Genomic DNA, 22,893 nt, shown 5'->3' with positions numbered 1-22,893 from the left:
CTAATGATTAGCTAAAGGCTTTATCGTCAAAGCTTGTACAGTGAGAGAGAACGGCAAGGTTACCCCTTGCCATGAGGAGGAAGCCGAATGTTTTGGCTGGTTATTATATTGCTCGTATTTACTTTTCAGGCAGCCACCATTCTGTTGCTGGAATTCCGCAATCCGGCGAAAGCTGTGGCATGGCTTTTTATTTTATTCTGTGTACCCTTGATCGGCTTTGTTGTGTATTATTTTGTCGCCCAGGACTACAGCAAACGTAAGAAGGTCCGTAAAGGCGGTTCACGAATCTTTCGGGAAATACGGGAAACGATCTGGGAGCAGGCTCACATTATCGAGCATGCCGATCAGATGTCGGGCAGCCGGTACATCCATCAGCACCGTTTGTTCAATTTACTGTCACACCTGTCTGAGAGCCCAATTACAGGCTGCAATCGGAGTCAAATACTGACGAATGGTGAAGAGACATATGAAGCCATGTTGAGGGCCATGGAACAGGCAGAGCACCATCTGCATGTTGAATTTTATATTTTTCGGGATGATGTCATCAGTACAAAGTTTCAGGATGTGATGATTCGCAAGGCAAAAGAAGGCGTCAAAGTACGTTTGATCTGCGATGGACTCGGCAGTCACAAGATGAGCTGGAGCTTTATCCGCAAGTTTCAGGACGCAGGTGTGGAGTTTCATTATTTTCTGCCGCCGCTCATTGCAACGATTGACCGGAGGGTGAACTACCGGAATCACCGTAAAATTGTTGTGGTGGATGGAAGGATTGGGTTTGTGGGTGGGATTAATATAGGTGATGATTATCTCGGACAATATCCGGAGGTTGGCTTCTGGCGCGATACTCATGTACAGATCGAAGGTGATGCCGTATATTTCCTGCAAAATACGTTTTTGAACGACTGGAAGCTCGCTTCCGGCGAGCAGATTACTGAGCCTCAACTGACAGAGCTATTCCCGCCACATATATGCAGTGGGGAAGAACGGATTCAGATTCTGGCCAGCGGGCCGGATCAGGACTGGGATGCTATTCAGGAAATGTGCTTTGGAGCGATTTCGGTGGCATCCGAACGCATATACATCACAACACCCTATTTCATTCCAGATCCTGCATTATACGAAGCTATTAAGACGGCTGCCGTCAGTGGGGTCGATGTGAAAATCATCATTCCGTATCAATCAGATTCCCGGCTGGTGCATTTGGCGTCTATGTCCTATGTGGAAGAATTGTTACGTGCAGGAGTGAAGTTTTATCAATATCGCAAAGGTTTTGTACACGCCAAGGTCCTGATTGTGGATGATTTACTTGCGACGGTAGGTACAGCCAATATGGATATGCGCAGCTTTTTCTGCAATTTTGAGTTGACCGCCGTGTTGTTTGAGACATCATCCATGGACCGGCTGACCGAGGATTTTGAGCGTGATCTGGATGAATGCAGCCAGATTGAAGTGAAGGCGTTTCAGCAGCGTTCACGGTGGCAAAAAGGGGCAGAAATGCTTTCTCGCATGCTTTCTCCGCTGCTTTAGCCGTTATAGGGCGAATTTCTCAAGATAAATTCACTTTTTGTGAATTTATCTTCTTTTTGCTAACTATTTTGCTCAAATTTGATCTTTTATGATATAATGTTTATATAAATTATGTCTTGGCGAAGGAGGGGAGTCTGCGGGAAAACAGGCTCCCTTTTGCTCTCTTTTGGAAGTGTCAACCGGAATTAAGACATACTTGAATACATTTCATATAGCCTTTAGGTGCTTTTATAACGGGGTGCATATAGCGTTGGAACGGTGTTGTTCCTCTGTATGCAGGGTTCCTCTGGGTACTTAAATGATTTATGAAATGGATTCACATATTGATCAAAACGGGGGGGATACCATGTCCAATGTATCGGTTAAAGAACTAACATCCAAGCCGGACCGCAATGTGAAGAGCTCGGTGTTTTCACTGAAGCTTCTGCAGCGCATTGTGATGATTCTGGTCGGTGCTGCACTGATGGCTGTGTCACTCGAAGTATTTCTCGTGCCGAATGGCGTTATTGATGGGGGAATAACAGGGATCTCGATTATGGTGTCAGAGATTACACATCTGCCACTCGGAATTTTCCTGACCTTGCTTAACTTGCCTTTCCTGATTCTGGGATATAAACAAATTGGTAAAACGTTTGCGTTATCTACACTGCTCGGGATCGTCGTAATGTCGATTGGAACATCATTGTTACACCACGTTCCTGCACTGACGCCAGGTGAACCGCTGCTTGGAGCTGTATTTGGCGGATTGATCTTGGGGGTTGGTGTTGGTCTCGTCATTCGTTCTGGTGGTTCACTCGATGGTACGGAGATTGTAGCTATTCTGTTAAGTGAGAAATCACCATTGTCTGTAGGTCAGATCGTACTGTTCATTAACGTATTTATTTTTGCAGGTGCAGGTTTTGTGTTTGGCTGGCCAAACGCCCTGTATTCCATGATTGCTTATTATATTGCAATGAAGATGATTGATATTGTGAATGAAGGATTGGATCAATCCAAATCGGTATGGATTATCAGTGAGAAATACCGTGATATTGGTTCTGCCTTGACAGACCGTCTTGGTCGCGGCGTCACTTTCCTGGATGGAGAGGGCGGCTTCAGTGGAGATGAGAAGAAAATTATCTTTGTGGTGATTACCCGTTTGGAAGAAGCTAAACTGAAGTCCATTGTTGAAGATTGGGACCCACATGCCTTTGTAGCGATTGGTAACATTCACGATGTGAAGGGCGGACGTTTCAAGAAAAAAGGTATACATTAGCGAATCTCATCGCGCCTAAACGAAAAGATAGCCGGTACCCTTGGTTTGAGGGTGACCGGCTATTTTTGTTTTAAATGCTGGATGACCAGTTCAACGGGTTGGGGTTCGACAGCTGCGATCAGATCCCCGGTCTGCGTCAGGCGTTCCACGATGTTCATCAAGTGGTAATCCTTGACCGAAACGTTGTTCCGAACTTCATCCCATGTGAGCGGAGTAGACACAGTACCACCTGGTTTGGCGCGGGGAGTGTAAGGAGCTGCGAGCGTTTTGCCGCCGTAATGCTGGAGGTAATCAAAATAAATACGATCGCCCCGGTCTTTTTTAAGTCGTTCCAGTGTAAATAGATCCGGATGTTTTTGAGTAACGTATTTGCCTACAAAATAACCGATGTCCCTTAACTCATCGAAGGTTACACCTTGGCGGATCGGAACAATAATCTGTACACCTGTGGCACCGGAGGTTTTCGGTACCGATCTCAGACCAAGCGAAGTCAGCGTTTCCCCCACGATCAGTGCAGCCTGCATGATGCGAGGTTCTTCTTCCTGCGAAGGATCGAGATCAATCATCCACTCGCAAGGCAGATGGTTGTCTACGGCGTGTAAGGAAGGATGAAATTCCAGAGCGGCCAGATTGCCAAGCCATAACAGATCAGGAAGGTTTTCCATCACCACATATCGTATCCCGTCATGTATCTCGGTTCGTACAAATTCCGGAACGGGCTCCGGGGCATTTTTTTGATAGAAAAACTGGCCGCCTGCACCATGTGGATAACGTATCGTGGTGAGCAGCCGATTTCGGGTGTACGTAAGCAGATAGGGAGCCAGTGCCGCCAACTTTTGCAAATAGATTGCCTTGGTCACACCTGCTTCGGGCCATAACAGCTTGTCCGGATTGGTCACTGTAAGCTCCATTCCATTAATGGTTATGGTGCCCTTTATTGTATGGGCCATGAAGAACACCTCCTTTGGTGACAAGTATGATTTTAAGGGAAGCCCTCTTACTATTTCAGGCGGATGGAAGGTGGTTTATGGTTCTGAAATAAGATGACTGATCTGGCTGATTTGACACTCATCTCGCTTTACCGAAGCAAAAGCCTGGATGCTTGGGTGACGTAGGGTGAAATGGTGGGTCAGTTCCATGAATTGCACTTTGACGCCGATGCTTGGTTCGACCCATGTCGTCTCCGCGCTTCTCTCGGGTATGTTATGAAAGGGTCTAACCTTTCGGATGAGAGGTTGTACTTCTTCGGTTAGTTTACGCCAGGAGTCCGAGTTCAATTTACCAGTGCCGACATGACCAATATAGACAAAGTTAGGCCCATCGTATACACCGACTGCGATTGCATTCACGATGCCGCTGCGGTAGGTGACTCCGCCAATCATCGCATATAGGTCGTGGAAAATCTTGACCTTCTGCCAGCGTTGATCCTTACCGTTGATTGCATAGGTGCTGGAAAGGTCTTTGCATACAATTCCCTCCATCTGGTGCTGTCTCATCACAGTGAGCAGGGCATCGGAATCTGACGTATTGGTCACCTCCTGAACATGGGGAGCAGGATTCAGAACTTGATGCAGCAGACGCTGACGATCTGCAAGTGGTTGATTTGTGACCCATGCCCCATCGCAGAAAAGAATATCAAATACCATATAAGTCACTGGAATCTGGTATACAGCCTGGGCAATGCCATCCGGTCTGCTCATGCGATCTCGCCGCAGCACGTGATAGAAGGACGGTTTTCCCGTATCCGGGTCAAGGGCAATAATCTCTCCATCCAAAATATAAGAAGGGACGGAGCACAGATTGCGTGGCTGGACCAGCTCAGGATATTGTACAGTTCGGTTGTGTAATCTGCGATTAATTAACTGAATTCCCTTTCCGTCCTCGTAAGCAAGCATGCGGACCCCATCCCATTTGATTTGGGCAATCCAGTTTTGCCCGGTAGGGATTACATCTCGGGATACAGGTTCAAAAGGAACCAGGGGATTGAACATGTGCCAAAAACTCCTTTCCTCTTTCAAATCTGTCTGGAGGTTGATCATCTAAGTTGAGTGGAACAGGGGTTAGCCCTTCCGAAGCTTTACCTTTAGTTTATGTACCATAATGAGCAGCAGAGGAATTCCGATGCCACAGGTCAGGTCCCAATCAATCCAATACGGAATAACAACTTTGAGATAGAAGTTCTCGTTGGGAGCCAGAATAATGGACATAGCCAGAATCAACAGGGCGCCCGGCAAGATAAGTGGTCGATAGCTGGACAATTTAAAGAGATGAGTCATTCCGAGTACAAAGCTATAGAAGAACAGAATGCTCTTGAAAAACACGGCAATAATCCAGACGGAAGCCATAAAGGCTTCGATTCGCTGCAAAAAGTTGCCTATATTGATCTTCAGCGACAGATTAAATGCTGCGAACCAATGGTGCTGCGTCATAAATGGCCCCATGACCAACAGGCAGATCGTTAGCGTTAGGGTAAGCATTAATCCCCCTATGATGGCTGCCAGAAGGATATCCTTTTCCCAATGAGCTTCCTTTTTGGCATAAGGAAAGAGCATAAGAAAGATGCACAATTCACAATAAGGATAGGTAAGCACAGCGACAAATCCTTTAAAGGGATTCAGTAAGCCTTCTCCAAGAACAGGCTTGATGTTGTCCAGATGTGATTGTGGGAACAGACAGACGGTCAGAATGAGCAGAAACAGCACGATCAGGGGAAGAAATACCTCGGCGCTCCTGCCTATGGGCTCCAGACCAGATAAGAGTCCCCAGACAAGAGTACAAACAAAGAGCAAATTCACAATGAAGAGCGGGGATTCAGGCAAGATCTGGGTCGTCATGAAATCCCCAATTTCCCTTATGAACGCAGAGGTACTTATCAGAAAATAGAATAAATAAAAAGAGCTGATGAAGGCCCCGATCCAGGGTCCAAGAGTATGCAATGCATGTTGAATCAGATTCATTCGGGGCTGCAGTTTGTAAACAACAAGCATAATGGACAAAACCCCGGCTCCTCCAGCAACGCCCAATATTGCGGACAACCATGCATCCTGATGTGCATATGAGGTGATCATCGAGGGGAAGACGATAATCTGCTCACCAATCGTGCATAAGAACATCAGTGAGCCCAGTTGTCTTACGGTTAAACGCCCCTTCTCAATCATATGGGTTCTCCTTCGCATGTCGATCTAGATATTTGGTTAGGATGCGCCAATTGCACCAATTTTATTAGGAAATGGATAAAGGCATATATCAACATAATAAAAGGTAGGCAAAAAAGCCCGGGCAACTGAATTCCCTATATGGAGCGAGGGAATTGGTGTCCGGGCTAATCAGAGTACGCAGCTTCATACACAATATTATTGTCACGGATTTCCCGTGTTAGTTCGTTGTGGTCAAGCGAATGCGAATATTCTGCGGGTCTACAGTAAACCAGTCCTTACCTTGCTGTTCGATCGATGCGTTTGATTGACGTAGTTGTTCAACAGCTTGTTCCAATGATTCTTTTCCGTCATAAATGATAGTGAAGTAGTCAATGCCTGTCGCATTGGCCGGAGTCACAGGTGCGCCTGTACCAGCCCAAATGTTCAGTCCGATGTGATGGTGATAACCGCCTGCGGACACAAACAGGGCAGACATGTTGGCGAAGTTACCAACGATGTCGAAACCAAGCACGCCTGTATAGAAGCGGCGCGATTCTTCCAGACCACGTACGTGGAAATGAACATGACCAATAACGGTTCCGGCAGGCAATCCCTGCCAAGGCTCGTTCGCGGCCAGAGCGAACAGGCTGTCTACATCAACAGGATCACTTGACATAATGTAGTTATTATCTGCATCCCGCTTCCAAGTGTCCCGTGCACGGTCTGCATAGATCTCGATACCGTTCTGATCCGGGTCGGAAATGTAGAATGCTTCACTGACCAGATGATCACCCTGACCAATTTCAATGCCCGACTCAGCCAGATTGCGGAGGGCAAGACCCAGCGATTTGCGGTCAGGCAGCAGGATGGCGAAGTGATACAGACCTGCTGTGGAGCGAACAGGCATCGTCACTGCATTGGCTAACTGCTCAAGGCGCAAAAGCGAATGCTTTCCATCGGCTGTCATGGTAGCGACTTTTTCGCTGCGTTCAAGCAGTTTCAGTCCGACCACCTCGGTATAAAATTGAATGGATCGATCCAAATTGCTGATTCGCAGACTTACTTCACCCAGATGGGTTGTAGCAGGAATTTGATAAGTAGAAGTCATAAGGATTTCCTCCTGTAAACAAGTGTAGTTGTTTTTACGGTTCTCGCATTGGTAATGAAACAGACTATTGTAATGTCATAGCTCATGTAGATAGGAGACTCAACTGTACATTTATAAATAAGTTACTTTTCATAAGTTAATATAAAATATAAATCAACTTTCGTCAATTGTATTTTCCATCGTAGTGGGATCATTCTTGTGTGAGGACTGCTGCAAACATGGAATGCAAAACAAAAATCCGGCTCCATAGCCGGATTTCCAATGTTAATGTTAGTGACAAGTGAATCCTGTGCTGTTTGCTGTTTAAGCCTTGGGCTTAGGAGCAGCCTTCTTTCTTTTCGAAGGAGCAGGAGCCTCTGTTTCTCCTCCAGCCGCTGCTTGGACCGACGTTTTCTTGGGAGCTCGTTTCTTAGGTTTGGCTGTGGTGGTTCCGGGATCGGATGGAATGGGCTTCACAGCTTCAATACTTGCTTGCAGCGCTGCCATGAGATCCATGACATTGGCTTCCGGCTTGGCCGGAGCAATTTTGATTTCTTCACCGGCCACTTTGTGATTGATCAGATCCAGCAGTTTGGCGCGATAGTCATCTGTATATTTTCCGGGTTCAAAAGGAGTAGATAATTGATCGATCAGCAGTTTGGCCATCGTCAATTCCTTCTCGTTTACGTTCAGAACCTCGGGCAGGTTGGGAACCTGAGAGACGGGACGGATCTCATCCGGATAGAAAATGGTTTCCATGGAGAGGCAATCGTCCAGCACACGGATGGCAGCCAAACTGCTTTTGGAACGAATCGATATCTTGGCGATGCCGATCTTTCCTGTATCCCGCATGGCTGTCATTAATAGCTGGTAGGCGTTTCCTCCCGCCTGATCGGGGGATAGATAATACGTTTTTTGAAAATAAATCGGATCAATTTCCGTTAAATCCACAAAATCCAGAATGGTAATGGTTTTGCTGCTGGAATCATTTAACGCTTCAAGCTCGTCCTTTTCGAACAAAACGAATTTGCCTTTCTCATATTCATATCCTTTGGTGATTTCTTCCCATTGAACCTCAACTTCGCAGGAAGGGCATTTACGTACATAAGCAAGTGGACTGCCGCAGACTTTGTGAATATAACGCATGGAGATGTCTTTGTCTTCGGTAGCCGAAAACATTTTGACAGGAACATGAACCAGACCAAAGCTGATGGCACCTTTCCAGACTGTATGCATGAACGGCTCCTTTCCGAGAACATTTTATGAATAGTATGGGCATTTCGTGGGCGGGATAACCCTATTTCACCGGAACGGTATGCTTCAGAAAGAGTGGGGGATGATAACAGAAACATCCTTTAAGATCTGCGATCTAAAACGCTGGGTTTGAAAGAGGATGATGTTAGTTATCAACTATCACGTCAGGAGGTACCCCTATGAAGAACAAACGAGACGAAGCTGAAGCTCACGCCCATACGTTCTCTCCGTATCCTCGTGCCGAGTCGGAAGGGTCTGAAGATTTTCATACGCCTGCAACAGCGGTTAACTGGGAGGCTATTACCTCAGAAGAACTGCCGCTTGACCGGGAGTCGTTCATGCTTGACATTGACCGGATGGTGAATGAGGGTTTGGGCGGTGGACAAGTTACGGAAGATAACGGTTATATCGGTGACAGTACGACAGATAGCATGGTACGGGAATCACATGAAGATCCGGAAGGGGAGTATGAATAATAATGATGGATGTTAAACGTGCGAAAGCCATTTATGATTCCAAAGATACGATTGCAGTTACATTAGAAGGAGATCCGGTCTGGATCGAAAATGTGGATGAAGCGAATGGTATGGCAACGGTGCAAGTGGGCAGCAGACCGGGGAATACCCAGACGGTACGTGTAGATCGTTTGGAAGAGTAAAAGAGACGTTTGGTAAAGGATGTCAGGAAAGGCCGGTGCCGTCAGGTGCCGGTTTATTTGTCGTTCGTGTGAATGGTGGCCTGTCTTCCGTTCTGCTTCTGATCCTTCGATGTTGCGGGGGGAGAATGGGACCGATATAATAAAGTTCAAAGTGAACTCAGGCGGCTTGACCGCCAAAGGTGGGGCGTATATTGAATCAGACGCATGAGCAGTGGGTGTATCACTCCCATGGCATTGCAGATACAGAAGTACTCGCGTCCGCACTCGCTGAACAGGCAACCGCCGGCATGGTGATTGCACTGGACGGTGATCTGGGCGCGGGCAAAACGGCATTTTCACAAAAGTTTGCATGGCATTTGGGTGTACGTGATGTGGTTAACAGCCCCACGTTTACACTGATCAAGGAATATGAAGGGCGTCTGCCCTTATATCACATGGATGTGTACCGCATATCGCTGGAAGAAGCGGACGAGCTTGGACTGGATGAGTATTTCTATGGTGCCGGAGTCAGTCTGGTGGAATGGTCCAGCATCATTCCCGAATTGCTGCCGCAGGAACACTTGCATGTGCAGATCGAGACGACCGGTCCGGAGGATCGAACGATTACGCTGGATGGGTATGGCGAGACGTATGCTGCCATGTGCCGACAGTTCAGACAGAATGGAGTCAAATGATGATGGAAGATTTACAAAAACAGCCGCGCCAGCGGTTTTTGGCGTTGGATACCTCGACTGCGGTGATGGCAGCCTCAGTGATGGAAGGCCACGCCCTTCTGGAAGAACGCAATGAACGGGCAGAACGCAACCATTCGGTACACGTCGTGCCTGTGATGGAGCAGCTGCTGGAAGCCAGCGGCACGCAGCCAGGACAGCTGGACGGCGTTGCCGTCGGCATTGGCCCGGGATCGTACACGGGCATCCGCATTGCGGTGACCGCGGCGAAGACGCTGGCCTGGGCGTGGGACATCCCCGTTGTCGGGGTGTCCAGCCTTCAGGCCCTGGCCTGGGGCGGCTGGCACAGCGGCCTCGCCGCCAAGGCCGAAGCTGCGTCAGGGGATGCCGCAGCAGGGGCTGGCGGAACGCCATCCGCGGACCAGGGCGGCACAGGTGCCGCCCCTGTCCACTGGATCGTTCCGCTTGTGGATGCGCGGCGCGGTCAAGCCTATACCGCGCTGTTCGCCTCCGCCGGGAGCGCTGCGCCCCGGCGGCTGGCGCCCGATGCCATCCGTCTGGTGGACGGATGGCTGGAAGCCCTCGCCGCCCGCATGGCGGAAGCGGCGCCGGAAGAGCGGCCCGCTGCCGTCTGGATTGTCGGCGAGACGGGCCCGCATGCGGCAGCAGCGGCTGAGCTTCGCTGCCCCGCAGGAACGGCGCTCCAGCTCGTACCCTATGAGCTGGAGGGCCGCTGGGTTGGGCGCTTAGGCGCCGAGGCGCTGCTTGCAGGTCAGCGAGATGACGTGCATGCGCTCGTGCCGAACTATACCCAGCTGGCTGAAGCGGAAGCCAACCTGCTGCGCAAAGGCTAAAAGGGAGGGGAAGCAGATGGACAATGTGGAGAGTGACGAGCAGGAAGCAGCGCTTCAGTTCAGGTTCATGACGCTGGAGGATATTCCCGATGTCATGATTATTGAACATGAGGCCTTCACCCTGCCCTGGACGGAAGAAGCATTTCAGAATGAATTGACACACAATCATTTTGCTAAATATATGGTTATGGAATTGGAAGGTACAGCGATCGGCTATGCCGGCATGTGGACGATCATGGATGAAGCCCACATTACCAATATCGCTGTCCGTGAAGCTTATCGTGGACGCAAGCTCGGCGAGAAACTGCTGGACGAACTGATGAGAACAGCGACTTATCTCGGGATGGAGCGAATGACGCTGGAAGTCAGGGTTTCGAATCGGATTGCCCAGAGCTTGTATCAGAAAAAAGGGTTTGAATCGGCTGGTCTTCGCAAAGGGTATTACTCCGACAATGGGGAAGATGCGATGATTATGTGGGCGAATTTGCCGCCTGCGAGCCGGAGCGGCGAAGAGGAAGGAAGCGTAACGGATTCATGAAGGATTTCAATGAAAAGGTAAGTTCAGCACCATCTTATATATTGGCCGTGGAGACAAGCTGTGATGAAACATCCGTAGCGGTAGTCAAGGATGGACGGGAAGTGTTGTCCAATCTGATCTCCAGTCAGATCGAGACACATAAGGCATTTGGCGGGGTTGTGCCTGAAGTGGCTTCGCGTAAACACGTGGAAGTCATTACACTGATGTTGGAACAGGCTATTGAGCAATCCGGCATCCGTCCGCGTGATCTAAGTGCGATTGCTGTGACGCAAGGGCCTGGACTGGTTGGTGCATTGCTGGTCGGCATCGTAGCTGCGAAAACCATGGCCATGGCCCTTGGCAAACCGCTCATTGGCACACATCATATTGCGGGACATATCTATGCCAACAGACTTACCCATGAGCTGCAATATCCAGCGATGGCACTGGTGGTTTCGGGTGGTCATACCGAGCTTGTGCATATGGAATCCGAAGGCAAGTTCAAACTGATCGGACGTACGCGTGACGATGCTGTAGGCGAGGCTTATGACAAAGTGGCGCGTGCACTGGGTTGTCCTTATCCGGGAGGACCGCATGTGGACCGGATGGCTGCTGAAGCAGAGCAGGTGGTACCTTTGCCACGCGTCTGGCTGGAAGCCGATTCGTATGATTTCAGCCTTAGCGGCCTGAAGTCTGCTGTACTGAATGTTTTGAATCAAGCCAAAATGCGTGGAGAAACGCTTGAACCATCCGCTGTGGCACGAGGCTTTCAGGAAGCTGTCGTCGAAGTGCTGGTAGAAAAAGCGGTAAGGGCTGTCCGTGAATATGGATCGCGTCAATTGCTGTTATGCGGTGGCGTTGCTGCAAACCGCGGATTGCGTTCAGCTTTGCAGGAGCGTTGTGCGAAGGAAGGGCTCGAATTGCTGATCCCGCCAATGGAGTATTGTACCGACAATGCCGCCATGATTGGAGCTGCGGCGTATTTGAAATGGCAGCGGGGAGAAATCTCGGAATTCGATGCCAAGGCTGATCCGGGACTTTCACTTGAGGCATGGTCTGTTCAATCGCTGTAGAATAATTCATGTATTTGAAGACTTGACAGTCTCAAGTGAAGACTGTATATTAATTACAAATTAAAACAGGAATTCAGATTCCTGAACTGAAACGCAATGAACAGGAACAGTAGGGTAATTCCCGGTCATAGAGAGCTGCGGGGTGGTGCAACGCAGTCGAAGGAAACCTGAAACTCACCTGGAAGCGGAACGATGGAACACGGTAACTCCCCGGGAGAAGCCGAAGGCCGATGATGGCCCAAAGTACATGGTTACGGGTTGCCTCCGTGAATGGGCCGTTGTTGATGAAGCCGGATAACATATCGGTCGAAGATCAACAATAACTGAGGGGGCTTTTGTCACTTTGGGCAATGATAACGGTATGGACGCATACAGGATCAGCTCGAAGGAAATGAAAGTCAACAAGAGTGGTACCGCGAAGGTGAACAGCCTGTCGTCTCTTGCATTATTGCAGGAGATGGCAGGCTTTTTTGATTTTCAAAATGGTGATGAATGCATGGTCACATATCATAAATGTAATGAACGGGAGCAGTAAAACGATGAAGCGCACAGAGAGCTGCGGGGTGGTGCGACGCAGTGGCTGGAATCGTTTGAATCTCGCCCGGGAACGGAGCTGTGGAAGCAGTGAGACGATGTCTCATCCCTTGTTCTTGTAACCAAAGGGCATTGTGGTACACAGCAACGGCTAACCTCCGTTATAGGGTGTTTCTCCAGCTGGATCGGCTGTTATTGTTGCGTGTAAGCAGCTGCAACCGAGCTAAGCTGGAGACGACGAGGTGGATGGTGCCTGGCGCAAGCCTGGACCATCAAGCAAGAGTGGTACCGCGGAGGGGATAATAACCCGCCGTCTCTTAGATGAGATGGCGGGTTATTTGTGTTTGCTGCCGGCAGCAGGGTGGGCAATGGGAATCAATCATGGTTCAGACAAAGAAATATGTCCGGCGTGCAAGTCGACGTGCACATCGGCATGGAATGCAAAATGAATAAACATAGAAAACGGGAAGTGAACGCCTGGTTCACATCCCCAAAATCCAATATACATTCAAATTTGATGGAGGTTGATGAATATGACAACGAACAATAACAAACGCATGATTGAGATTTTTGATACAACACTGCGCGATGGAGAGCAAGCACCGGGAGCGAGTCTGCAGCCTGAACAAAAAATTGAACTGGCACATCAACTGGCTTCTCTGGGCATCGACGTCATCGAGCCTGGATTCCCGATCTCAAGTCCAGGTGAGTTCGCGGCGGTTCAGGCGATTTCCAGACAATTGCAAAACGTGGAGATTTGCGGATTCGCACGTGCGGTCAAAGGGGATATTGATGCAGCTGTTCGAGCAACGGCTGACGCAGCGCGCCGCCGAATTCATCTGTTTATCTCCTCTTCGGACATCCATATTGAGCATCAACTGCGCCGACCGCGTAGTGAAGTCGTGGCTACTGCCCGGGAGATGGTCTCCTATGCACGTCAGTTCACGGATATTGTGGAGTTCACCGCCATGGATGCGGCTCGTACAAAGATGGATGATCTGATTGAGATGGTTGAAGTAGCTATTGAAGCAGGAGCAAGTATTATCAATTTGCCAGATACGGTCGGGTATGCATTGCCGCATGAATATGGAGAGATGTTCCGTCAGGTACGTGAGGGTGCAAGAGGCGGAGACAAGGTACGTTACAGCGCACACTGTCATAACGATCTGGGACTTGCGGTTGCCAACAGTCTGGCTGCGATCGCCAACGGTGCTTCCCAGATTGAAGTAACCATCAACGGTGTGGGAGAACGGACGGGCAACTGTGCCCTGGAGGAGCTGATTATGGCTCTGGAGACACGGGGAGATGTAATCGGCGCAACCACAAATATCAAACTGAACCAGTTGTATGAGACTTCTCGTCAAATTAGCCGTGCGATGCATTTCCCGATTGCCTACAACAAACCGGTAGTAGGGCGCAATGCCTTCCAGCATGAGTCTGGTATTCACCAGGATGGTCTGCTCAAGAATCGGAGTACGTATGAGATTATGGACCCGGAAGCGCTGGGCATTCCACGCAGCATGATTATTCTGGGCAAACATTCCGGGCGTCACGCTTTGAAGGATCGGGTTCGCAAATATGGCTTTGAACCGGATGAGCAGCAAATGGAACAACTGTATGAGATATTTAAAGAAACCGCCGATCAACAGAAGGTGGTCAGTGATGACCAGTTATTGCAGATGGTGAGCCAGACCATGAATATTCCTGCACAGGATTATGAACTGGTTGAATTGCAGGTTACGGCGGGCAGCATGACGGATCGAATGGCAGCAGTTCGTATTCGCACGAGCGCAGGGGAGCAATCCTATTCTGCCGTTGGCGGTGGTCCGGTAGATGCAACGATTCGTGCGATTGGTCAAAGTATCTCGGACGACATTACGTTTGTCGATATGGAAATGCACGCACTGAGCGGAGGAGAGGCTGCGAGTGCAGAAGCTGCGGTTACCGTGGAGCGTGCAGGACGTGAATTCAGAGGAACCGCCACGCACAATGATATTGTCATGGCTGCGGGTCTGGCGTATGTTGCAGCTTGTAATGCGGCCGGACTAAAGGCGGAGACTTTCGAAATGGATGAATCCGTGCATGCGTAAAAGTATTCCGGCAAATCACATCACTTTCTGATTAAAAGAAGAACAGAGGCAGGCCTTAAATACAAAGGTCTGCTTTTGTCCTTTATAGGAGAAAAAAATTGAAAGCACGAATGTGTTTGTCAAGATGTGATTATAGTTATCCACATATTCAGTATAAATTGTGGGTAACTATCTCAAAGTCAAACCAGTAATGTTTTCGATAATAATGGGTTTTGGGGGATAGAATGGCCGGGTTATATCCACAAAGTTGTGGATAACGTGGATAACTTGGTGGATAAATATGGTTTTTGTGTGCAAAAAGCTATTCTACCGCCGTATAATTAAATAAATTCAATTGCTTGCTATCTTGCTTTTCTGTGGATAAATGAGAAGCTGTACAATGCAAAAATATTTTACTTGATTCGAGTAGATTTGACAAATGGGGAATCATTCTACTCCAATCCGTCCTGCTTTATGTTCAACAAAAAAAGCTGATTCCATTTAGGAATCAGCTTTTGATATCAAGTCCATTCTATTTGGTTTCTTATTCCAAAGCTAATTCTTCCCACTCTTCATAAGCCTTGGCAAGTTGAAGCTTGTGATCCTCTGCCTTCTCCTGAAGTTCTTGCAGCTTCATGTAATCCTGATATATTTCAGGCAGGGCCATCTGAGCCTCAAGCTCCGTAATCTCCGTTTCCAGCTTCGAAATCTGTTGTTCCAGAGCTTCCTGCTTGCGCTGGCGGTTACGTTCTTCGCGCTTGGCCTGCTTGTCCGCTTCGAATGAGGCGGCTCCGGATTTTTCGGTTGCGGATAGGGCTGGATCAGACTTAGCCGAGTTTTTGGAAGAGGCAAGGCGTGCTTCAGCCGCTTCGCGAGCGATATCTTCAAGTTCCTGTTTCTTCTCCACATAGTCATCATAATTGCCCAGGTAATGTTCTGTTCCACCCGGATGCAGTTCAACAATGCGCTCAGCCATTTTATTGAGGAAATACCGGTCATGCGAGATGAACAGCAACGTGCCTTCATAGTCCATCAGTGCTGCTTCAAGTACTTCTTTGGCGAACAGGTCAAGATGGTTCGTAGGCTCATCCAGAATGAGCATATTGGCTTCCTTGAGCATGAGCTTGGAGAGGGAGACACGAGCTTTTTCTCCACCGCTGAGCGATGAGATCTTTTTGAGTACATCATCTCCACTGAACAGGAAGTTGCCCAGCACCGTACGAATCCGTGCTTCCTCCATGCCTGGATAGGCACTCCACAGCTCTTCCAATACCGTATTGGAAGGATTAAGCCCCGTCTGCTCCTGATCGTAATAGCCAATCTGCACCTTGGTACCCCATTGGATCTCACCGCTTACAGGACGCAAACTTCCAGTGAGGCATTTGAGCAAGGTGGATTTACCTATACCGTTTGGACCGATTAAAGCAACCGTTTCCCCGCGTCTTAGATCAAAAGATACATTGCGGAACAACGGCGAAGCCTCATCGTAGGCCACGGAAAGCTGATCCACACGGAGCACTTCTTTACCGGACATGACAGCCGTCTCAAAAGAGAAATGAGCTTTCTTCAGATCTCCCATCGGTTTGTCGAGCCGTTCCATCTTATCAAGTGCTTTGCGGCGGCTCTGTGCCCGTTTGGTCGTTGAAGCACGCACGATATTCTTCTGAACAAAGTCCTCCATTTTGGAGATTTCATCCTGTTGTTTCTCGTATTGCTTCATCTGGCTTTCGTACTCCGCAGCTTTCAGTTCCATGTACCTACTGTAATTGCCGGTATATTTTTTGGAGCGGTGTCGTTCGATCTCCACAATGGTTGTTACAAGCCGGTCAAGGAAATACCGGTCATGGGATACTACCAGCAGCGCGCCGGAATAACCTCTGAGGTAATCTTCCAGCCACGTGAGGGTGGCAATGTCGAGATAGTTGGTAGGCTCGTCCAGCATGAGCAGGTCAGGGGCCTGAAGCAAAATGCGAGCAAGCGCAAGCCGTGTCTTTTGCCCACCGCTCAGTGTGGCAATCTGGGTATCAGGTGAAAATTCACCAAAGCCCATTCCGTGCAGTACACTGCGAATGCGGGTCTCCATCTCATAACCGCCATGATCCTTGAACCAGTCCGAGCGTTTAGCATAACGTTCAAGCAGATCGGCATACTTTTTTTCATCTTCCATCTGCGAGGGGTCAGCAATATCCTGCTCCATCTGACGCAAATCCGCTTCAGCCTGGGTCAGATGGGCGAATACGTTCATCATTTCTTCCCATATGGAGCGATCGGATTGCAGTCCGCTGTTCTGGGCGAGGTAACCAAGCGTTGTTTCCTTGGATTTGAAAATCTGTCCGCCATCATAGGACATTTCCCCAGCCACGATTTTGAGCAAAGTGGATTTCCCTGCACCGTTAACCCCAACGAGGCCGATGCGTTCGCGTTCTAATATTTGTAAGTTCACGCCGTCCAGGATTGGATCGACACCAAAACGTTTGATAATTCCGGATACTTGCAGCAGCATAAAATTAAGTTCCTCCATAGGTCCAGTTCTTGATATGACAACTATATCCCAGTTTACATGAAATACAGAGCAAATGCACCGATTAGGAGTGCCTGGGGCGTGTAGTCTTTTTGGTCAATCAATGATAAACTGAAAGAAGGCATGTTAATACATGAGGATTTTGCAGAAAATGAATCATTTTAACGATTCCAACATGATGACAACTGGTGCATAACATATAAATGGTTTTAATGGAGAGCTAGTTTACCTTCCCGATCAACAGGAGGTTATTCAAGGACATGCAGGATCATACGGAACAGAAAAGCCGCCTTCGTTCCAAGCTGAGACAGAGCCGGGATCTGATGGATGAAAGCATGCGTCAGCAGGTGATAACTGAGATTAATCATGTGACGAAGCGGGAGCTGGAGCGCCTTAGACGGGACAAATGGAAGCTGGGGAACAAGCGGCTTGTGATTTTTAGCTATTTGTCTTATGGAAGCGAAGCATCTACGGCCTTTTTATTTGAAGAGGGCTGGAAGCATGGAGATCGAATGCTCGCACCGAAAGTGCTGGCGAATCCGGCTCGCATGGAGTTGCGGCGTGTCATGGGTGAACAGGATATTCAGCCGGGAATATGGGGAATACCTGAACCCAAGGATTCCTGTGAAGTGCTGCAACCTGATTGCTGGCCGGATATCGATCTTGTCATCGTACCGGGGCTGGGATATGACCTTCAAGGAGGGCGCATCGGTTATGGCGGCGGTTATTATGACCGTTTTGCCGAGACGCTTGCAGCGAAATGTGCGATGACGGACAAAAGACCACGGATGGCTGCATTGGTATTGCCAGGCCAGCTTCAAGATGAAATTCCGATGGACCCGCTTGATCTGCGGATTGATCTGTTGATAACAACCGAAGGTATATTACATATCGAATAAAGGGTTGTGATGTGATTGAATTCAGAAACGAATAACAACCAGGCTTCCGGCAGCAAACTGACTCATTTTAATGAACAGGGACGAGCCCGGATGGTTGATATTTCGGGTAAGGAAAGTACCGTGCGTACAGCTGTGGCGGTATCCAAAGTGACGATGAATCCGGCTACGCTTGAAGCCATTCGGGAGGGCCGCATCGGCAAAGGTGACGTTCTGGCTGTGGCTCAAATTGCGGGCATACAGGGCGCCAAGAAAACGTCGGACTGGATTCCGATGTGCCATCCATTGGCATTAACGGGTGTGGATATCCGTTTTCATGACAACGGTGTCGATGAATTGCAGATTGAAGTTACGGTCAAAACCGAAGGAAAGACAGGTGTCGAGATGGAGGCGCTCACGGCGGCGTCGGCTGCGGCACTGACGATCTATGACATGTGTAAAGCCATGCAAAAAGATATGATTATCGGTCCAACCATGCTGAATTTCAAAAGTGGTGGCAAAAACGGCGATTTCAGCCGATAAGGGACATTTATTTTCATAGAGGAGAAGGGTGATCTTTATGGTGTGGAGAACAGCAATCCTGACAGCCAGCGACAAAGGGGCCCGCGGGGAACGTGAGGATACGAGTGCCCAAGTGATCCGGGAACTTGTGGAAGAAGAACTGGGTGGGGAAATCGTGGAGTACCGCATCGTTCCGGATGAACCCGATGAGATTATTGCGGCTTTGATTGAGATGACAGATTATTTTCACGCTGATTTGGTATTGACCACTGGAGGTACGGAGCTTGCGATTCGTGATATTACTCCAGAAGCGACCCGGCGGGTCATTGAACGGGAAGTTCCAGGCATGGCTGAAGCCATGAGATACAGTGTCATGGGCAAGAATCGTTCTGCCATGCTGTTCCGCGGCGTATGTGGTATTCGCGGACGTACATTGATTGTCAACCTGCCAGGTACACCGAAGGGTGTGCATGAGCATTTGGCGGCCATTATGGATCAGCTTCCGGAAGCGCTGCTGATGGTTACGGGGCAGTTCAAGCAATAAGTGTGAAACTTATAGTAGCGGGTGGAAATCAAGCAGGGAAAAATGATTGGATGTCGAGGTCTCTTTTGTGAATAATGTGGGTTATGTAAGTGGTTACATCTATGGTATGATTGACATAATTCAAAATGAAGCAAAGACATCTATGAGCCTATGGGCAAGCGTGTGCATCTTTGAAGCTTGAAACGAGGAGGAATAATATCCATGTTTAGTTCAATTGGACCAACAGGTTTTATTTTGCTGGCCGTTATCGCGTTGCTGTTGTTTGGGCCCAACAAGCTTCCGGAATTAGGACGGGCAGTCGGACGCACTTTCCGTGAATTCAAAGAAGGCGCACGTGAGATTATTTCGGATGATGATTCATCCAGTCGCAAGGAACAGGAAAAGGCGAAGCCGCTGGCATCTGAGACTGCATCTGCAGACAAGCCTGAGGACAAACGCCTGCCGGAATAACTTTGACGGCAATGAAAGAGAAATCCCTTCCTGCCGGAAGGGTTTTGTATTTTAAGCTGGCAACAATGGGGGGCAGGCATGACGCAGCAGAAGGAAGAAATGACGCTTACAGAACATTTGAGTGAGCTGCGCAAGCGGTTGATTTATGTGTTGAGTATTTTTATTTTGGGGCTGGTGGCAGGCTTTCTGGTAGCGGACCCGGTGTATCAATATCTGACGAAGGCAGAGACTGCTCAGGGGTTTGTACTGCATGCCTTCTCGTTCTGGGATGGGATTGGCATCTACATGAAGATTGCCGGACTATTCTCGCTGGTCATTACGCTGCCGTTTACGGTGTTTCAGCTCTGGAAGTTTGTCAGTCCAGGTCTGCGGCCGCGTGAGCGAAAAGCCACGCTGAAGTACGTACCTTATGTATTTCTGTTATTTCTGATCGGGTTAGCTTTCTCATACTACGTTGTTTTCCCGATGGCACTTTCTTTTACTTCATCAATTACGGAAAAAATGGGGCTTGTCGAGACCTACGGAATGAAGCAGTATTTCAGTTTTTTGTTTGGCATTGTACTGCCGGTATCCCTGTTGTTCGAACTTCCGTTAATCATTATGTTCCTGACAGGACTGCGGATATTGAATCCGATCAGGCTTCGCAAAATGCGCAGAGTCGCGTATTTTGTCCTGATTTTCATTGCGGTTGTGGTCACACCACCTGACTTTATTTCCGATTTTCTTGTGATGATTCCCTTGCTCCTGTTATATGAGATCAGTGTGTTTCTGTCTGGCTTTGTGTATCGCAAACAGCTTGCAGCTGATGCAGCGATCGAGTCACGATATGATCGTGACGAGGATGATAAGCAGAGCGCAGTATAACAAGAGAGATTTCATACGATTTTTGTAACTGTGTTAATCTTGTATGGTGCCCATCCCCGGGATAAGGCGGTCAGTTCTTACCCGGGATATGAAGGGCGACAAACTTTTACGGTTATATATTCTGATGTACGGGACAAGCAGGCATATTATGTTCAACAATGGATACAATGGAAAAGGGCTGCCTGAGAACGATGCAGGAGGACTTACGGATTCTGTGGAATAAGTTAAAAAGGTATTATGGCATTTACACAGGCCAATCGGGAGTTTTTTGGCTGGGTTGATGTAAATACAACGTAAAATCTCGCAAGAATTCATGAAAAGGACTTGAAATCATGCTTCAAGTTGAAGTATCATAAAGTTGGTTGTTAGCACTGAACACTGTCGAGTGCTAATACATATGGCTACAACCTACAATGTAACGTTATATAATTTCAAAAGGAGGCTATTTTTCATGATCAGACCTTTAGGTGAACGCGTATTGGTAGAACCACTGGAGCAAGAGCAAACAACTTCTTTCGGGATCGTACTGCCGGACTCCGCTAAAGAAAAACCGCAAGAGGGTAAAATTATTGCTGTTGGCGCTGGAGTATTGAAAGACGGAGTACGTGTAGCTCTGGAAGTGAAAGAAGGAGATCGCGTTATTTTCTCCAAATATGCCGGTACAGAAATCAAGTTCGAAGGTAAAGAATATTTGATTATGAAAGAAAGCGATATTCACGCGATTCTCGACTAATTCAAATTTAATCGGTTAACCGAACCATATAGCAACACCATTTTACACAATATACTAGGGAGGTTTTCTTACCATGGCTAAAGACATTAAATTCAGTGAAGACGCTCGTCGTTCCATGCTTCGTGGTGTGGACGCATTGGCTAATGCAGTTAAAGTAACACTCGGTCCTAAAGGCCGTAACGTGGTTCTGGAGAAAAAATTCGGAAGCCCGCTCATCACGAATGACGGTGTAACGATTGCTAAAGAAATCGAACTGGAAGATGCATTCGAGAACATGGGTGCACAACTGGTTAAAGAAGTAGCAACCAAAACCAATGATGTTGCCGGTGACGGTACAACAACTGCAACTGTATTGGCTCAAGCGCTGATCACAGAAGGTTTGAAAAACGTAACTGCAGGCGCCAGCCCAATCGGTATCCGTAAAGGGATCGACAAAGCGGTTAAAGCTGCTGTAGCTGAACTGCAATCCATCTCCAAACCAGTTGAAACCAAACAATCCATCGCACAAGTTGCAGCAATTTCTGCAGCTGACGAAGAAGTAGGCGAACTGATCGCTGAAGCTATGGAAAAAGTGGGTAAAGACGGCGTTATCACGGTTGAAGAATCCCGTGGATTCGCTACCGAGCTGGAAGTGGTTGAAGGTATGCAATTCGACCGCGGTTACATCTCTCCATACATGATCACGGATACGGACAAAATGGAAGCTGTTCTGGACAACCCGTACATCCTGATCACAGACAAAAAAATCTCCAACACGCAAGAAATCCTGCCATTGCTTGAAAAAATCGTTCAACAAGGCAAACCGCTTGTTTTGATCGCTGAAGATATCGAAGGCGAAGCACTGGCGATGCTGGTTGTGAACAAATTGCGTGGAACATTCAACGCTGTAGCTGTTAAAGCTCCTGGCTTTGGTGACCGTCGTAAAGCAATGCTGCAAGATATCGCTGCCCTCACTGGTGGCCAATTGATCACGGAAGAACTGGGTCTGGACCTGAAATCCGCTGTTGTGGAACAACTGGGTACAGCTCGTCAAATCCGTGTAACGAAAGAAAACACAATCATCGTTGACGGTGCTGGTAACAAATCCGATATCGATGCACGTGTAAGCCAAATCCGTACACAACTGGAAGAAACAACTTCCGAGTTCGACAAAGAGAAACTGCAAGAGCGTCTGGCTAAATTGTCCGGCGGTGTAGCAGTAATCAAAGTCGGTGCGGCTACTGAAACAGAATTGAAAGAACGCAAACTGCGCATCGAAGATGCCCTGAACGCAACTCGCGCTGCGGTTGAAGAAGGTATCGTATCCGGTGGTGGTACAGCGCTCATGAACGTATATAACGCGGTTGCAGGTGTAAGCCTGTCCGGCGACGAGCAAACGGGCGTAAACATCGTCCTGCGCGCTCTGGAAGCTCCAATTCGCACAATCGCAGCTAACGCTGGCGAAGAAGGTTCCGTAATTGTGGAACGTCTGAAAAAAGAACAAACTGGCGTAGGCTTCAACGCTGCGACTGGCGAGTGGGTTAACATGATCGAAGCGGGTATCGTTGACCCTGCGAAAGTAACACGTTATGCATTGCAAAACGCTGCTTCCGTAGCAGCAATGTTCCTGACTACTGAAGCGGTTATCGCTGACAAACCAGAACCTGCAGGCGCTGCTGGCGTTCCTGACATGGGCGGTATGGGTGGAATGGGCGGCATGATGTAATAAAGGTGTAAAAACCTTTTAATGCCGATAGATGAAAGGCTCC

22 protein-coding genes and 2 other annotated features are annotated in these 22,893 nt (G+C 48.4%); of the genes, 16 read left to right on the top strand and 6 right to left on the bottom strand.

Features of this window, described 5'->3' with window-relative positions:
* Window positions 1–87 precede the first annotated feature (87 nt).
* Both cls and HW560_RS31830 read left to right on the top strand, forming a co-directional pair.
* Complete coding sequence (cls, locus tag HW560_RS31835; RefSeq protein ID WP_179265548.1) at window positions 88–1,527, top strand: cardiolipin synthase; 1,440 nt, start codon at window positions 88–90, stop codon at window positions 1,525–1,527.
* A 346-nt stretch (window positions 1,528–1,873) separates the two neighbouring features.
* Window positions 1,874–2,782, top strand: a complete 909-nt coding sequence (locus HW560_RS31830; protein ID WP_090894276.1) for a YitT family protein — start codon at window positions 1,874–1,876, stop codon at window positions 2,780–2,782.
* Window positions 2,783–2,841: 59 nt separating this feature from the next.
* Here the strand turns inward: HW560_RS31830 and ligD are convergent, their stop codons facing one another.
* From ligD to HW560_RS31805, 5 genes are all read right to left on the bottom strand, one after another.
* Window positions 2,842–3,732, bottom strand: a complete 891-nt coding sequence (ligD, locus tag HW560_RS31825) for a non-homologous end-joining DNA ligase (RefSeq protein WP_090894278.1) — start codon at window positions 3,730–3,732, stop codon at window positions 2,842–2,844.
* A gap of 75 nt (window positions 3,733–3,807) precedes the next feature.
* Window positions 3,808–4,773: an ATP-dependent DNA ligase gene (locus tag HW560_RS31820; protein WP_090894281.1), complete on the bottom strand. Its 966-nt coding sequence runs from the start codon at window positions 4,771–4,773 to the stop codon at window positions 3,808–3,810.
* Window positions 4,774–4,842: 69 nt separating this feature from the next.
* Window positions 4,843–5,940, bottom strand: coding sequence for a GerAB/ArcD/ProY family transporter (locus tag HW560_RS31815; protein WP_177185631.1), 1,098 nt, complete (start codon window positions 5,938–5,940; stop codon window positions 4,843–4,845).
* A 217-nt stretch (window positions 5,941–6,157) separates the two neighbouring features.
* A complete protein-coding gene (locus tag HW560_RS31810; protein ID WP_090894285.1) occupies window positions 6,158–7,027 on the bottom strand; it encodes a VOC family protein in 870 nt (289 codons plus the stop codon).
* A 303-nt stretch (window positions 7,028–7,330) separates the two neighbouring features.
* Window positions 7,331–8,242, bottom strand: a complete 912-nt coding sequence (locus tag HW560_RS31805; RefSeq protein WP_090894287.1) for a non-homologous end joining protein Ku — start codon at window positions 8,240–8,242, stop codon at window positions 7,331–7,333.
* 197 nt (window positions 8,243–8,439) lie between these two features.
* Between HW560_RS31805 and HW560_RS31800 the strand changes: the two genes are divergently transcribed.
* The 7 genes from HW560_RS31800 (at window position 8,440) to HW560_RS31770 (ending at window position 14,657) form a co-directional block, all read left to right on the top strand.
* Complete coding sequence (locus tag HW560_RS31800; protein ID WP_090894289.1) at window positions 8,440–8,736, top strand: hypothetical protein; 297 nt, start codon at window positions 8,440–8,442, stop codon at window positions 8,734–8,736.
* 5 nt (window positions 8,737–8,741) lie between these two features.
* Window positions 8,742–8,918 (top strand): H-type small acid-soluble spore protein, encoded by a 177-nt coding sequence (locus HW560_RS31795; RefSeq protein ID WP_053783520.1) that lies wholly within the window; start codon window positions 8,742–8,744, stop codon window positions 8,916–8,918.
* A gap of 191 nt (window positions 8,919–9,109) precedes the next feature.
* Complete coding sequence (gene tsaE, locus HW560_RS31790) at window positions 9,110–9,592, top strand: tRNA (adenosine(37)-N6)-threonylcarbamoyltransferase complex ATPase subunit type 1 TsaE (protein WP_053783473.1); 483 nt, start codon at window positions 9,110–9,112, stop codon at window positions 9,590–9,592.
* A 2-nt stretch (window positions 9,593–9,594) separates the two neighbouring features.
* The gene (tsaB, locus tag HW560_RS31785) at window positions 9,595–10,443 is read left to right on the top strand and encodes a tRNA (adenosine(37)-N6)-threonylcarbamoyltransferase complex dimerization subunit type 1 TsaB (protein ID WP_179265964.1); all 849 of its coding nucleotides are present in this window, start codon (window positions 9,595–9,597) and stop codon (window positions 10,441–10,443) included.
* Window positions 10,444–10,459: 16 nt separating this feature from the next.
* The gene (rimI, locus tag HW560_RS31780; RefSeq protein ID WP_179265547.1) at window positions 10,460–10,981 is read left to right on the top strand and encodes a ribosomal protein S18-alanine N-acetyltransferase; all 522 of its coding nucleotides are present in this window, start codon (window positions 10,460–10,462) and stop codon (window positions 10,979–10,981) included.
* On the top strand, window positions 10,978–12,033 hold the full coding sequence (gene tsaD / locus HW560_RS31775) for a tRNA (adenosine(37)-N6)-threonylcarbamoyltransferase complex transferase subunit TsaD (RefSeq protein ID WP_090894294.1): 1,056 nt from the start codon (window positions 10,978–10,980) through the stop codon (window positions 12,031–12,033). Before rimI ends, tsaD begins: the two co-directional genes overlap by 4 nt.
* 87 nt (window positions 12,034–12,120) lie before the next feature.
* Window positions 12,121–12,477 (top strand) — a binding site (T-box leader).
* A gap of 65 nt (window positions 12,478–12,542) precedes the next feature.
* Window positions 12,543–12,888 (top strand) — a binding site (T-box leader).
* A gap of 212 nt (window positions 12,889–13,100) precedes the next feature.
* Window positions 13,101–14,657: a 2-isopropylmalate synthase gene (locus HW560_RS31770; RefSeq protein ID WP_090894300.1), complete on the top strand. Its 1,557-nt coding sequence runs from the start codon at window positions 13,101–13,103 to the stop codon at window positions 14,655–14,657.
* A gap of 523 nt (window positions 14,658–15,180) precedes the next feature.
* Here the strand turns inward: HW560_RS31770 and abc-f are convergent.
* Window positions 15,181–17,139, bottom strand: coding sequence for a ribosomal protection-like ABC-F family protein (gene abc-f / locus HW560_RS31765; RefSeq protein WP_090894302.1), 1,959 nt, complete (start codon window positions 17,137–17,139; stop codon window positions 15,181–15,183).
* 278 nt (window positions 17,140–17,417) lie between these two features.
* Here abc-f and HW560_RS31760 point away from each other — a divergent pair, with 278 nt between their 5' ends.
* The 7 genes from HW560_RS31760 to groL all read left to right on the top strand — a co-directional run bounded on the left by HW560_RS31760 (window position 17,418) and on the right by groL (window position 22,850).
* The gene (locus tag HW560_RS31760; protein ID WP_090894304.1) at window positions 17,418–18,056 is read left to right on the top strand and encodes a 5-formyltetrahydrofolate cyclo-ligase; all 639 of its coding nucleotides are present in this window, start codon (window positions 17,418–17,420) and stop codon (window positions 18,054–18,056) included.
* A gap of 15 nt (window positions 18,057–18,071) precedes the next feature.
* Window positions 18,072–18,575, top strand: a complete 504-nt coding sequence (gene moaC, locus HW560_RS31755; protein ID WP_090894306.1) for a cyclic pyranopterin monophosphate synthase MoaC — start codon at window positions 18,072–18,074, stop codon at window positions 18,573–18,575.
* 37 nt (window positions 18,576–18,612) lie between these two features.
* The gene (locus tag HW560_RS31750) at window positions 18,613–19,098 is read left to right on the top strand and encodes a MogA/MoaB family molybdenum cofactor biosynthesis protein (protein ID WP_024630749.1); all 486 of its coding nucleotides are present in this window, start codon (window positions 18,613–18,615) and stop codon (window positions 19,096–19,098) included.
* Window positions 19,099–19,299: 201 nt separating this feature from the next.
* Entirely contained in the window at window positions 19,300–19,548 is a 249-nt protein-coding gene (locus HW560_RS31745) for a twin-arginine translocase TatA/TatE family subunit (RefSeq protein ID WP_064640077.1), read from the top strand.
* Window positions 19,549–19,626: 78 nt separating this feature from the next.
* Window positions 19,627–20,412 (top strand): twin-arginine translocase subunit TatC, encoded by a 786-nt coding sequence (gene tatC / locus HW560_RS31740; protein ID WP_179265546.1) that lies wholly within the window; start codon window positions 19,627–19,629, stop codon window positions 20,410–20,412.
* Between the two features lie 451 nt (window positions 20,413–20,863).
* A complete protein-coding gene (groES, locus tag HW560_RS31735) occupies window positions 20,864–21,145 on the top strand; it encodes a co-chaperone GroES (protein ID WP_024630746.1) in 282 nt (93 codons plus the stop codon).
* Window positions 21,146–21,218: 73 nt separating this feature from the next.
* Window positions 21,219–22,850 carry a chaperonin GroEL gene (groL, locus tag HW560_RS31730; RefSeq protein WP_090894309.1) on the top strand — a complete coding sequence of 544 codons (1,632 nt, stop codon included), beginning with the start codon at window positions 21,219–21,221 and terminating at the stop codon, window positions 22,848–22,850.
* Window positions 22,851–22,893 lie beyond the last annotated feature (43 nt).

The organism is Paenibacillus sp. E222 (assembly GCF_013401555.1).
In the GTDB taxonomy this organism is placed as follows: Bacteria; Bacillota; Bacilli; order Paenibacillales; family Paenibacillaceae; genus Paenibacillus.
This window is presented reverse-complemented; position numbering and strand designations above follow the sequence as displayed.